The following is a 13,770-nucleotide window of genomic DNA, read 5'->3' as shown; positions in this document are numbered from 1 at the left end:
CCATTCCGTAAACTGCACTTTGTCAGGAAAACGGAATCCGGGGCTATTTGTTCGGCCCCGCTAAACTTTAAGCAATGGTTATGCCCTACGTAGACACAGCTTCCACCGCAGACGCCTCGCGTGCGTTTCCGCTGGGAATCAGCGTTCCGTGCACCGGTTCGCCGGCAGTGGACGATCCTCGGAGTGCCTTCGCGAATGTGGCTGTCTACGCGCCGGGGGTGACAACCCTGGAGATCGCCTACCAGGCCCCCGGCGGCACCTGGCAATTGAAAACGTTGCCCAACGTGACCGACGGCGTGCACCACGGCATCGTCGAAGGCATCCCGGCCGGCTCGCGCTACGGGTTCCGGGCCACGCCGGATCACGCGGCGCTCCCGCTGTCCATGCCCGCCACGGATTTCGACGCCAACGGTGAGCAGCCGCTGCTGCTGGACCCCTATGGCCGTGCCGTGGACGAGCGCGAGGACTTCATCACGAGCGTCCGGATGGCGAGCGACTTCGACTGGGGCAACGACCGCGGTCCCAGGATTCCGTGGCGCAATACCATCATCTACGAGGCGCACGTCCGCGGGCAGACCAAGCTCCACCCGGACGTGCCGGAAAACCTCCAGGGCACCTACGCCGGACTGGCGCACCCGGCCATGATCGAGCACCTGATCGCGCTGGGGATAACCGCCGTCCAGCTCCTTCCCGTGCACTTCCACGTGGACGAACCGCACCTGCAGAACCTCGGCATGACGAACTACTGGGGCTACAACACGGCCGCTTTCTTCGCACTGCACCCCGGCTACGCCACCGAGGCGGCGCAGGCTGCCGGTCCGAAGGCCGTCCAGGACGAGTTCAAGGGCATGGTCAAGCTGCTGCACGCGGCCGGCCTTGAGGTCATCCTCGACGTCGTCTACAACCACACGGCAGAGGGCGGCCGGGACGGCCGGACGCTGAGCTTCCGTGGCCTCGGCGAGATGACGTACTACCGCAATGACGGCCACGGCAAGTATGTGGACACCACCGGATGCGGCAACAGCCTGAACTTCGGCGATTCCCGGGTGGTCCAGCTGGTGCTGGATTCCCTGCGTTATTGGGTGACGGAATTCCACATTGACGGCTTCCGCTTCGACCTCGCGGTGACGCTGGCCCGCAATGCCGCCAACGAGTTCGACCCCCGGCACCCGTTCCTGGTGGCGATCGGCGCCGATCCGGTGCTGTCCGCCACCAAACTCATCGCGGAACCCTGGGACATCGGCTACGGCGGCTGGCAGACCGGCCGTTTCCCGGCCGGCTGGGTGGACTGGAACGACCACTTCCGCGACGCCGTCCGTTCCTTCTGGCTCGCCGACCGCGCCGCGATCGACGCCGGCGGGCAGGGCGGCTCGGTGGCCCGGCTCGCAGACGCGCTCTCCGGCTCCGCGGGCCTTTTCGAACCGTCCGGCCGGTCACGGCTCGCCTCGGTCAACCTCGTCACCGCGCATGACGGCTTCACCCTGGCGGACCTCGTGGCCTACGACCGGAAGCACAACGAGGCCAATGGCGAACAGAACCGCGACGGCCATGGCGATAACCGCAGCTACAACCACGGCTTCGAGGGCCCTACGGAGGACGAGGACATCCTTGCACGTCGTGCGCAGTCCAGCCGCAACCTGATGGCATCGCTGATGATTTCCCAGGGCGTGCCCATGATCACCGCCGGCGACGAGATCGCCCGCACCCAGCAGGGCAACAACAACGCCTACTGCCAGGACAACCCCATCACCTGGATCGACTGGACCAGCACACCCGAATCACACTCGATGCTGCGCACCACCAAGCGCGTGATCCGGCTTCGCAAGGAGTTTCTGGCCGGGCAGCCGCATGATTACCCGACCCGCGAGAAGCAGTCGTACTTCCATTGGTTCGACGAGCGCGGCGAGCCCATGGCCGGGGAGCGCTGGCAGGATCCGGGGCACCGGGTGGTGCAGCTCCTGCTCGGGTCCGACGACGGCCACGTGGACGGACTCGTGGTGGTCAACGGGGGCGCCAAGGACGTCAAGGTCACGCTGCCTCTGCTCAGCAATGAGGACGGGACCGGCAACCGGCTCTTCGAACTGCGCCTGACCACCTCCGAACTCCACGACCGGCGCCAGGGCGTCCGGGTCGCGTCGGGGGAACGGGACGTAGTGCAGGCCAACTCCATCAACATCTACCGCACCTAATCCGCCCTGGATGCAGAGCCAAGGAAGCGAAGAATGAAGGCCCCGCGGCTGACGGCCCTGCTTGCCCTGCTGGCCGGACTGGCGGTGCTGGCGTTTGTCCTGGCAGGGGTCCCGCCGGCCGGGACGGGCCTGCCCGACGCCGGCCCGGCCAGCGTCGCGCCGCGCGCCACCCCTGCCGCACCCGCCGCCCCTGCCGCGCCGCGTCCCGCCGCGAACCCCTCCGGGCTGCCGGAAGTCAGGGCCTCCGAACTTCCCGCCGAAGCCCGCCAGACCCTGGCGCTGATTGCCCGGGGCGGTCCGTATCCCTACCCCAGGGACGGCGTCACCTTCGGGAACTTCGAGCGCATCCTGCCGCGTCAGTCCTCCGGCTACTACAAGGAATACACGGTCAGTACCCCGGGTGAAGCGGACCGCGGCGCCCGCCGGATCGTGGCCGGACAGGCCGGCGAGAAGTACTACACCCCGGACCATTACAGCTCGTTTAAATTCATCGCTGAAGGCAAGTAGGAACCCATGAAGATTTACTCCGCAGACACCTGGACCATCGAGGAACTGCAGGCGCTGGTGGACGACGCCGGCCGGCGCGCCGTGCTGATTCCGGCCGCGGATACCAAGCGGAGCGTCCTGGAGACCTTCGCGGAGACGCTGGACTTCCCGGCGGATTACGGCGTGAACCTGGACGCCCTCAACGACTCACTGCACGACTTCGCCGATGCGGTCGCCGAGGACGGCCAGGCACCGATCACCTTCATCTGGGAAGTCCCGGCCGTTTTCCGCTCTGACCGGTCGTTCGGGGTCATCTGTGAAATCCTGCAGGACGCCGAACGGTACGCCGGCAGGAACCTGGCCGTCATCGCCGTCTGCCTCTGACGGGCATGCGGTTTGCGGAACGACGGCTTCAGGCGTTGACGATCAGGCCCAGTTCCGCCTTCGATGCCAGCGCAATGTGTTTGGGCAGCACCCGGACGGTGTAACCGAAGGAGCCGGACCGGTCGATCACGACGGTTCCGCTGAAAAGGTGCCGTCCCTTGCCCAGGTCTTCGATCGACTTCAACTCGGCCACCGTGACGTCGGCCAGTTCGTCGCTGTCCTCCGCCCGGCCGTACGCCACCTCGACGGACACGTCATCCGGGGTGAGGTCGTGCAGGGCCACGTAGGCGTTGACCTGCAGCATGTCGCCGATCTGCGGGTCCTCCGAGACGCCCACCGAGTCCACATGCTCTACCTGGATCTGCGGCCAGGCGGCCCGGACCCGGGAAATCCAGGCTGCGAGGGCTTTGGCCTCGGCGAAATTGTCCTTCCCTGCCCGGCGGCCGGCCACGGCGGCCGGCCGGTACAGGACATTGACGTAGTCCTGGAGCATCCGGTCCGCTGAGACGGCCGGGCCCAGATGGGACATGGTGTGCTTGATCATCGAGACCCAGTGCGTCGGGACCGCCTGTCGCCCGGGCTGGGAAGGCCCCGCCGCGCCGGCGCCGTCCGACACCGTCAGCCCGTAGAAGCGGGGCGCAACCTGCGTCTCCAGCAACTCGTACAGCGCAGCCGCCTCGATGTCGTCGCGTTCCTCGGGGGAGGCGTCGTTGTTGGCGGTTGGAATCGCCCAGCCGTTCTCGCCGTCGAACATCTCATCCCACCAGCCGTCCAGGACCGAGAGGTTGAGTGAGCCGTTCAGGGCGGCCTTCATACCGGACGTGCCGCACGCCTCGAGCGGGCGCAGCGGATTGTTCAGCCACACATCGCAGCCCGGGAACAGGGTCCGGGCCATGGCGATGTCGTAATTGGGCAGGAATACGATCCGGTGCCGCACCGCCGGGTCGTCGGTGAACCGGACGAGGTCCTGGATCATCTTCTTGCCCGCGTCATCGGCCGGGTGCGACTTGCCCGCAATGACCAGCTGGATCGGGTGCGTCTTGTGCAGCAGCAGGGCCTTGAGCCGCTCGGGTTCGCGCAGCATCAGGGTGAGCCGCTTGTAGGTCGGCACACGCCGGGCAAAGCCTATGGTCAGGATGTCCGGGTCCAGGACGGAATCCGTCCACGCCAGCTCGGCGTCGGCAGCCCCGCGCTTCTTCCAGGCGGCCCGGAGCCGGCGCCGTACATCCTCCACGAGGGACACCCGCATCTCCCGGCGGAGGGCCCAGAGGTCCTCGTCGCTGACGTTGTACGCGAGGTCCCAGCGGCCCTGCTCTTCCGCGTCGGCGCCGAACTGCTCGCGGGCCAGTGCCGTGACGCGCGGGTCCACCCAGGTGGGCACGTGCACACCGTTGGTGACCGACGTGATGGGCACCTCCGAGTGGTCGAAGCCCGGCCACAGCGCAGAGAACATTCCGCGGGACACCACACCGTGCAGTTTGGCCACGCCATTGGCACGCTGGGCCAGCCGCAGGCCCATTACAGCCATGTTGAACACGAACGGATTGCCGTCGGTGTAGTCCTCGCGGCCGAGGTTCAGGATCTTGGCCACCGGCACGGCCGGGGCCAGCCCGGCGTCGAAGAAGTGCTGGATCTGCGAGACCTCGAAGCGGTCAATGCCGGCCGGGACGGGGGTGTGGGTCGTGAAGACAGTGGAGGCGCGGCCGGCGGCCAGCGCCTCTTCCCAGCTCAGCGGTTCCGCGGCGGCCATCATTTCCTGGATCCGCTCCACGCCCAGGAAGCCGGCGTGGCCTTCGTTGGTGTGGAAGACTTCCGGAGCGGGGCTGCCTGTGAGTTTCTGGAAGATACGCAGGGCCTTCACCCCGCCCATGCCGAGCAGGAGCTCCTGCTGGAGGCGGTGGTCGCCGCCGCCGCCGTACAGGCGGTCGGTGATCCCGCGTGCGGCCTCGTCGTTGCCCGGAACATTGGAGTCCAGCAGCAGCAGCGGAACACGCCCGACGTCGGCCCGCCAGACGTGCGCCAGCAGCCGCCGGCCGTTGGGCAGCGGAAGCGAAATCTGGATGGGCTTGCCGTTACCGTCGGCAGAGGACTCGCGCAGCAGGGTCAGCGGCAGCCCATCCGGATCCAGGACCGGATAGGTTTCCTGCTGCCAGGCGTCACGGGACAGCGACTGCTTGAAATAGCCAGCCTGGTACAGCAGGCCGACGCCGATCAGCGGCACGCCCAGGTCCGAGGCTGCCTTCAGGTGGTCGCCGGCGAGGATGCCAAGGCCGCCGGAGTACTGCGGCAGCACTTCGGTGATGCCGAACTCGGGGGAGAAGTAGGCGATGCACGCCGGTGCGCCATCGCCGAGGCTCTGGTACCAGCGGGGCTGCTCCAAGTACCGGTCAAGGTCGTCAGCGGCAGCGTGGACCCGGCGCACCACGTCCAGGTCTGCGGCGAGACGTTGCAGTTCCTCCCTGCTGACCAGGCCGAGGAAGCTCACCGGATCGTGGTCACTCTCGGCCCAGATCTTCGGGTTCAGGCCCTCGAAAAGCTCCCGGGTGGGCCGGTGCCAGGACCACCGAAGGTTGGTGGCCAGCCGGGCCAGTGGCCGGATCGACTCGGGAAGAACGGTTCGGACGGTAAATCTGCGGATTGCCTTCACCTGCGAAACACTAACGGACAAGTCGGAGGCTCGGAACCGCTTTAAGTTTCTTTTGCATAAATGACGGCCCGGCATCCGAAAAACCTGCGGAAAAGCGGAGCAGGCTTAGCAATCTGGCCGTTTTGTCGATAACGTCGAGGCTGTGACGACTAACTCGCGAACCAGTGCCGTGTCCAAGCAAAAGCCGAAGGCCCTGATCACGGAGGGCCTGCACTTTGGCCGTTTTCCGATCACCGCCGTACAGCCTTCTGTCGAAGGCGGGAAATTCCCTGCCAAAGCCGCTGTGGGTGAAACCCTGGTGGTGGGCGCCACCGCCTTCCGGGAAGGCCACGACCAGCTCGGCGTCAGCGCCGTCCTGCTCGATCCCCGCGGGAAGGAACGCCAGCGCGTCCGGCTCGCCCCGCCACGTGGCCCGCGCGGCATGGGAACCGACCGCTGGGAAGGTCTCCTGACCCCGTCCGCCACCGGCAACTGGTCCTTTGTGATCGAGGCCTGGCATGACCGCTACGGCACATGGCACCACAACGCCGAGGTCAAGGTGGAAGCCGGGATCGACGTCGAGCTGATGCTGGCCGAGGGCGCCGCGCTGCTTTCCGAAGCATCCGAGGACTCTTCCCGCCCGTCCGCTGACCGGCGGACGTTGCGGATGGCCGTCGTCGGGCTCAACGACGTGGGCAAGACCGCGGAGGAACGCCTCGCGGCCGGCTTCAGCGCGGACGTGGCCGCCGTCATCGCACGCCAGCCGATCCGCGAACAGGTCACCGTCTCCGAGAGCTACCCGCTGCTGGTGGAGCGCGAGCTCGCCGGCCGGGGTGCCTGGTATGAATTCTTCCCGCGCTCCGAAGGCGCCGTCCGCAACCATGAAACCGGCGAGTGGACCTCCGGCACCTTCCGCACCGCCGCCAAGCGCCTCGACGCCGTCGCGGACATGGGTTTCGACATCATCTACATGCCGCCGATCCACCCGATCGGCATCCAGCACCGCAAGGGACCGAACAACACCCTGCTGGCCGGACCGCACGATCCCGGCTCCCCCTGGGCCATCGGGGCCAAAGAGGGCGGCCACGACGCCATCCACCCGGACCTGGGCACGTTCGAGGACTTCGACGCCTTCGTGTCGCGGGCCGGGGAGCTGGGGCTGGAAGTGGCCCTGGACCTTGCGCTGCAGGCCGCCCCGGACCACCCCTGGGTCACCAGCAACCCCGAATGGTTCACCACCCGCGTTGACGGCAGCATCGCCTACGCCGAAAACCCGCCGAAGAAGTACCAGGACATCTTCCCGCTCAACTTCGACAACGATCCCGAGGGCCTCTCCAACGAGATCCTGCGGATCGTCTTCCTCTGGGTGAGCCACGGCGTCAAGATCTTCCGCGTGGACAACCCGCACACCAAGCCCGTGTGGTTCTGGGAATGGCTGATCGGCAAGGTCAACAAGAAGCACCCCGACGTCATCTTCCTCGCCGAGGCGTTCACCCGCCCGGCCATGATGCACGCCCTTGGGCGGGCAGGCTTCCAGCAGTCGTACACGTACTTCACCTGGCGGAACACCAAGGAGGAGCTGGAGGAATACTTCCAGGAAGTCAGCCACGAGTCCCCGGCCTACTTCCGGCCGAACTTCTTCGTGAACACCCCGGACATCCTGACCGAGTTCCTGCAGTACGGGGGGCCGCCCGCGTTCAAGATCCGCGCCGCGCTGGCCGCCACGGCGAGCCCAAGCTGGGGCGTCTACGCCGGCTTCGAACTCTATGAGCACGTGGCCCGGCCCGGCGCCGAGGAATACATCGACAACGAGAAGTTCGAATACAAGGCCCGGGACTGGGACGCGGCGGCCGAATCCGGCCGGACGCTTGCCCCGTACCTGAGCCGGCTCAACGCGATCCGTCACGCCCACCCCGCCCTGGGGGACCTGCAGAACCTGACGTTGCACGAGAGCACCGACAACGCCACTGTCGTCTATTCCAAACACAAGACCCTCCCTGACGGCACGAAGGACACCCTGATCGTCGTCGTCAACGTGGATCCGCACGGCATCCGTGAGAGCACGGTGACGCTGGATCTGGCGGCACTGGACCTCGATCCGGACGACCTGACGCACAATGGCCGGTTCATGGTGGATGATCTGTTGACCGGCGAGAGCTGGGAATGGGGGGAGTACAACTACGTTCGGCTGGACGCCCATGTCGAGCCAGCGCACATTCTTAGCATCCGGAGGCACCACCAGTGAGTTTCAGCCCGTCAAACCCCAACCAGCACTACAGCTCGAAGGGGTCCTATGAGTTGAACGCGCCGGGCCTCCAGCACGATCCGCACTGGTACCGCAAAGCGGTGTTCTACGAGGTCCTGGTCCGGGGGTTTGCGGACGGCAACGGTGACGGCTCCGGCGACTTCCACGGGCTGATCGAGAAGCTGGACTACCTGCAGTGGCTCGGCGTCGACTGCCTGTGGCTCCCGCCCTTCTTCCAGTCCCCGCTCCGGGACGGCGGCTACGACATCTCCGACTACAACTCCGTGCTCGACGAATTCGGTACCATCAGCGACTTCAAGCGCCTCGTCGCGGAGGCCCACGCCCGCGGCGTGCGCGTGATCATCGACCTTCCGTTGAACCACACCTCCGATCAGCACCCCTGGTTCCAGGAGTCCCGCAAGGACCCGGACGGACCCTTCGGCGACTTCTACGTCTGGAGCGACACGGACGAGAAGTACGAAGACGCCCGCATCATCTTCGTGGACACCGAGGAGTCCAACTGGACCTTCGACCCGATCCGGCGGCAGTTCTTCTGGCATCGCTTCTTCAGCCACCAGCCGGACCTCAACTTTGAGAACCCCAAGGTCATCGATGCCCTCTTCGATGTCGTGCGGTTCTGGCTGGACCAGGGCATTGACGGCTTCCGGGCGGACGCCATCCCGTACCTCTTCGAAGAGGAGGGGACCAACTGCGAAAACCTGCCGCAGACCCACGAGTTCCTGCGCAAGCTGCGCAAGATGGTCGACGAAAGCTACCCGGGCCGTGTGATCATCGCCGAGGCCAACCAGCCTCCGGCTGAAGTGGTCGAGTACTTCGGCACCGAAGAGGAACCGGAATGCCACATGGCCTTCCACTTCCCGATCATGCCGCGGCTCTACTATGCGCTGCGGGACCAGAAGGCCGCACCCATCATCGAGACGATGAAGGACACCCCGAACATTCCCGAGGGTGCCCAGTGGGGCACTTTCCTGCGCAACCACGACGAACTCACCCTGGAAATGGTCACCGCCGACGAGCGCGCCGCCATGCTCGGCTGGTACGCCCCGGACCCGCGGATGCGGGCCAACATCGGCATCCGGCGCCGGCTTGCACCGCTGCTGGACAATTCCCGCTCCGAGATCGAACTCATCAACGCGCTGCTGCTCTCGCTGCCCGGCAGCCCGTTCCTGTACTACGGGGACGAGATCGGCATGGGGGACAACATCTGGCTCGAGGACCGCGACGCGGTCCGCACCCCGATGCAGTGGAACCCGGACCGCAACGCCGGGTTCTCCAGCGCGGACCCCGGCAAGCTCTACCTTCCGGTGATCCAGTCGCTGGTCTACAACTACAGCATGGCCAACGTCGAGGCTGAAGCCGCCCACTCGGGGTCGCTGCTGCGCTGGACCCGCCAGATCCTCAGCGTTCGCAAGAACCACCCGGCCTTCGGGCTGGGCGGCTTCGAGCACGTGGAAGCCGACCACGACGTGGTCCTCGCCTACCTGCGCGAACTGCCGGAAGGCAACCCGGCCGGCGAGGACAGCGAAACCATCCTGTGCGCCTTCAATCTGTCCCAGCATCCGGTGGCCACCACCCTGCGGGTGCCAAGGTTCGCCGGCCGCGGACTGCGGGACGTGTTCGGCGGCCAGGCGTTCCCGGCGATCTCGGACGACGGCACCCTGACGCTGACCCTGGGCAGCCACGACTTCTTCTGGCTGCGGATCCGCTCCGCCGCTTCCAACCCCGCGTCGCCCTACACCCAGGCCATGCCTATCCTGTCCATCGAAGGCTGACATGACCCGACCGACCCTTACCCCCGCCCTGAGCGGCCTGCTCGGCGGCTGGCTCCCGCGCCAGCGCTGGTTCCCCGTCAAGAGCGCGGAGTTCAGCTTCGAGCCCGCCGGAGGCCTCAGCCTCGCCGGCGCACCCGGCACCGCATCGGGGACTGCCGAACTCGAAGTGCTGCTGCTGGCCGTTAGCTATCCGACGCCGGACGGCTCCCGGACCGACGTCGTCCAGGTCCCGCTCAGCATCCGCCGTGCACCCCTGGCCGGGGCGGAACCGGCGCTGATCGGGGAGATGTCCGGCACCGGAGCCGACGGAACACCCGAAGCCCGGTGGATTTACGACGGCGTCCACGACCCGGGGTTCATCGCGGCGTGGCTGGAGCTCATGCGCACCGGCGGCACCACCCCTTCCGGGAAGGCCGCCGGGCATCTCGTGGAGTCCGGCTACCGGCTGCCCCGGGCGACCGGCCTCGTAAAGGTTCTCACTGGGGAGCAATCGAACAGTTCCGTGATTGTGGACGACGCTGAATCGGCGGCGATCCTGAAATTCTTCCGGGTGCTTTCCGACGGCCACAACCCCGAGGTCGAGATCGGTGCAGCCCTGACCGCCGGGCGCACCGTGGAAGTGCCGGCGACCCTTGGGTGGGTCACCGGCGAGTGGCAGGCCCCGGACGGGGAGCAGGGCCCCCGCGCCGCGCACGGCGAACTTGCCGTGGCACACGAATTTCTTGCCGGCGGGCTGGACGCCTGGCGGCTGGCCGTCGACGCAGCCAGCAGCGGCCGAAGTTTCACCGCGGAGGCGCACGCACTCGGCGCCGCGACCGCCACGGTGCACCGCCGGCTCGCCCAGGCACTGGGGGTCGCCGCCGAGACCGTCCCGGGCAACGACATTGCGCCGGGCGTGGCCCAGCGGGTGCGGCAGTCCTGGGCGCAGGCCGGGCCCGCCGTCGGCCCGTATGGTGAAGCGCTGGACAGGCTCCTCGTGCGCCTCGAAGGCAGCGGCGCCGGGCCCCTGCAGCGGATCCACGGCGACCTCCACCTCGGCCAGATACTGCAGGTTCCGGGCGGCCCCGGGAAGGCGCCGCGTTGGGCCATCCTCGACTTCGAGGGGGAGCCGCTCCGGCCGGTCTCGGAGCGAAATTTCCCGGATGTCCCCCTGCGGGACGTCGTCGGAATGCTGCGGTCCTTTGACTACGCCGCGGGCGCGGCCGTCCGCGAACACCCGGAGGCCGACGTCCCGGCAACCTGGGTGGACGACTGCGCCGAGGCCTTCCTGGCCGGCTACGGGGAAGTCATCCCCGGCAGCATCGACCGCGATTCGCCCCTCTTCGTGGCGCTGTGGCTCGACAAGGCCCTCTACGAAGTCATCTACGAACTACGAAACAGGCCGGACTGGCTCTCCATTCCGGTGCACGCATCACGTCGTCTCCTCGGCAGTACAGGCTCCGGCGTCCCCGCCGAAGCCGCAGCGGAAGGTAACAAAATGACAGGTTCAGCACGTATCGATCGTCCCGGAAGTCCAATGCCGGTGGACGCGGATACCCTGGCGAGGGTCGCCGCCGGCGAACACCACGCGCCGCACTCGGTCCTGGGCGCGCACCTCGATGACCACGGCCACGTCACCATCCGCACGGTCAAGCACCTCGCCGAAGCCGTCTCCGTGGTGACCGCGGCCGGCAGTTTCCCGATGACCCACGAGTCCGGCGGCGTATGGGTGGCCGTGCTGGAGCCACTGGAGTCGGGCCACGTGCCGGACTACCGGCTGGAAGTGACCTACGAGGGGCAGGCGCCGGAACCGGCCGATGACCCCTACCGTTACCTGCCCACCATCGGCGAACTCGACCTGCACCTGATCGGTGAAGGCCGGCACGAGCGCCTCTGGGATGTGCTCGGCGCACACGTCCAGCACTACAAGTCCGCCCTGGGCGACGTCGACGGTGTGTCCTTCGCCGTCTGGGCGCCGAACGCCCAGTCAGTCCGCGTCAAGGGCGACTTCAACGGCTGGGACGGCCGGCAGCACTCGATGCGGTCCCTCGGCTCCTCCGGGGTCTGGGAACTCTTTATCCCCGGCGTTGTAGCAGGGGCGTGCTACAAGTTTGAGATCCGGACCAAACACGGTTACTGGGTGGAGAAGGCGGATCCCCTGGCTTTTGGCACCGAAGTCCCGCCGCTGACGGCATCCCGCGTCGTGGAGCCCTCCTACGCCTTCAAGGACACGGAGTGGATGGAAGCCCGCGCCGGCCGGGACCCGCACAACTCCCCGATGAGCGTCTACGAAGTGCACCTCGGCTCCTGGCGGGTCGGGCTCAGCTACCGGGAACTGGCCAAGGAACTGGTCGAATACGTCAAATGGCTTGGCTTCAGCCACGTGGAGTTCATGCCGGTGGCGGAGCACCCGTTCGGCGGCTCCTGGGGCTACCAGGTCACGTCCTACTTCGCCCCGACGTCGCGCTTCGGCCACCCCGACGAATTCCGCTACCTCGTGGATGAACTTCACCAGGCCGGCATCGGAGTGCTGCTGGACTGGGTGCCGGCGCATTTCCCCAAGGATGAGTTTGCGCTGGCGCGGTTCGACGGCGAAGCCCTGTACGAGCACTCTGACCCGAACCTGGGCGAACACCCGGACTGGGGAACGCTGATCTTCGACTTCGGCCGCAGCGAAGTGCGCAACTTCCTGGTCGCGAACGCGCTCTACTGGTTCGACGAATTCCACATCGACGGACTGCGGGTGGACGCCGTGGCCTCGATGCTTTATCTCGACTACTCCCGTGAGGAGGGGCAATGGCAGCCCAACCGCTTCGGCGGACGGGAGAACCTTGAGGCCATCTCCTTCCTGCAGGAGGTCAACGCCACGGTCTACAAGACACACCCCGGGGCGGTCATGATCGCCGAGGAATCCACCGCTTTCCCGGGTGTCACGGCGCCCACGAGCCAGGGCGGACTGGGCTTCGGCATCAAGTGGAACATGGGCTGGATGCACGACTCGCTCAAGTACATGGCCGAGGATCCGTTCAACCGCAGGTGGCATCACGGCACCATCACCTTCTCCATGGTTTACGCCTACACGGAGAACTTCCTGCTGCCGATCAGCCACGACGAGGTTGTGCACGGCAAGGGCTCAATGCTGAAGAAAATGCCGGGGGACCGCTGGCAGCAGCTGGCGAACCTGCGCGCTTTCCTGGGCTACCAGTGGGCGCACCCGGGCAAGCAGCTGATCTTCATGGGCACCGAATTCGGCCAGGAGGCCGAGTGGTCCGAGCAGCACGGGCTGGACTGGTGGCTGGCGGAGATCCCGGCGCACCGCGGGATCCAGCTGCTGACCAAGGACCTCAATGAGCTGTACAGCTCCACCCCGGCACTGTTTGAACAGGACAATGATCCGGCCGGCTTCCAGTGGATCAACGGCGGGGACTCAAACCGCAACGTCCTGACCTTCATCCGCCGGGACGCTGCGGGCAACCCCCTGGTGTGCGCCTTCAACTTCTCGGGGGCCCCGCACACCGACTTCCGTCTGGGCGTTCCCTCGGCGGGGGAGTGGCGGGAAGTGCTGAACACCGACGCCGACGCATACGGCGGCTCGGGTGTCCTGAACGCGGGCGTCCTGACGGCCACGGACCTCGACATCGACGGCCAGCCGGCCACTCTCACCGTCACGCTGCCTCCGCTGGGTGCCGCCTACTTCAAACCGGTGAGCTGACGCCCGGCACGCCGGCCCGGAAAAGGGCAGCCTAGGTTTCGTCGAAGAGCCCGGAATCCCCGTGATTCCGGGCTTTTTGCCGCGGTGCAACGGGGGCCGTCCGGGCGCCTTTGTCACCACGGCAAAGTGGTGGTAGAGTTTATTTCCGCGCTGCTCCCCGGAGTTGATCGGCCCCCGACACCACGATGCCTCACGGCGAGAATGGGCTGGGATGCTGATTTGACAAGGGTGAAGCAGCCCGGTAAGTTTGTGAAGTTGCTCCGGAGCGATCCGTGACCTTGATGGTTGTGGTGGTGCCGGGTGTGTCTGTTGTTTGAGAACTCAATAGTGTGCCAAGTTTGTTGATACCAATTTAT

General features: G+C 66.7%; 7 protein-coding genes. 6 read left to right on the top strand and 1 reads right to left on the bottom strand.

Features of this window, described 5'->3' with window-relative positions; translation table 11 throughout:
- The first annotated feature begins 74 nt into the window (after positions 1 to 74).
- Genes glgX through QCD75_RS02580 form a run of 3 tightly spaced genes read left to right on the top strand, consistent with a single transcriptional unit; the run spans position 75 to position 3,059 of the window.
- Complete coding sequence (gene glgX / locus QCD75_RS02590; protein ID WP_301225448.1) at positions 75 to 2,189, top strand: glycogen debranching protein GlgX; 2,115 nt, start codon at positions 75 to 77, stop codon at positions 2,187 to 2,189.
- Between the two features lie 33 nt (positions 2,190 to 2,222).
- A complete protein-coding gene (locus tag QCD75_RS02585) occupies positions 2,223 to 2,696 on the top strand; it encodes a ribonuclease domain-containing protein (protein ID WP_301225446.1) in 474 nt (157 codons plus the stop codon).
- A gap of 6 nt (positions 2,697 to 2,702) precedes the next feature.
- Positions 2,703 to 3,059 carry a barstar family protein gene (locus QCD75_RS02580; RefSeq protein WP_301225444.1) on the top strand — a complete coding sequence of 119 codons (357 nt, stop codon included), beginning with the start codon at positions 2,703 to 2,705 and terminating at the stop codon, positions 3,057 to 3,059.
- Positions 3,060 to 3,087: 28 nt separating this feature from the next.
- On the opposite strand, the gene glgP is transcribed toward QCD75_RS02580, so the two are convergent.
- Complete coding sequence (gene glgP, locus QCD75_RS02575) at positions 3,088 to 5,706, bottom strand: alpha-glucan family phosphorylase (protein WP_301225442.1); 2,619 nt, start codon at positions 5,704 to 5,706, stop codon at positions 3,088 to 3,090.
- Between the two features lie 142 nt (positions 5,707 to 5,848).
- Between glgP and QCD75_RS02570 the strand changes: the two genes are divergently transcribed.
- The 3 genes from QCD75_RS02570 to QCD75_RS02560 are packed head-to-tail and all read left to right on the top strand — an operon-like array spanning position 5,849 to position 13,414.
- Positions 5,849 to 7,930 carry an alpha-1,4-glucan--maltose-1-phosphate maltosyltransferase gene (locus tag QCD75_RS02570; protein WP_301225440.1) on the top strand — a complete coding sequence of 694 codons (2,082 nt, stop codon included), beginning with the start codon at positions 5,849 to 5,851 and terminating at the stop codon, positions 7,928 to 7,930.
- Entirely contained in the window at positions 7,927 to 9,723 is a 1,797-nt protein-coding gene (gene treS / locus QCD75_RS02565) for a maltose alpha-D-glucosyltransferase (RefSeq protein WP_226759087.1), read from the top strand. The genes QCD75_RS02570 and treS overlap by 4 nt, the downstream gene beginning before the upstream one ends.
- A 1-nt stretch (position 9,724) precedes the next feature.
- On the top strand, positions 9,725 to 13,414 hold the full coding sequence (locus QCD75_RS02560; protein ID WP_301225437.1) for a 1,4-alpha-glucan branching enzyme: 3,690 nt from the start codon (positions 9,725 to 9,727) through the stop codon (positions 13,412 to 13,414).
- The last annotated feature ends 356 nt before the right edge of the window (positions 13,415 to 13,770 follow it).

Source organism: Arthrobacter sp. PsM3 (assembly GCF_030433895.1).
Classification (GTDB): Bacteria; Actinomycetota; Actinomycetes; order Actinomycetales; family Micrococcaceae; genus Arthrobacter.
The sequence above is the reverse complement of the archived record's forward strand: the minus strand, read 5'-3'. Positions and strand labels throughout refer to the sequence as shown.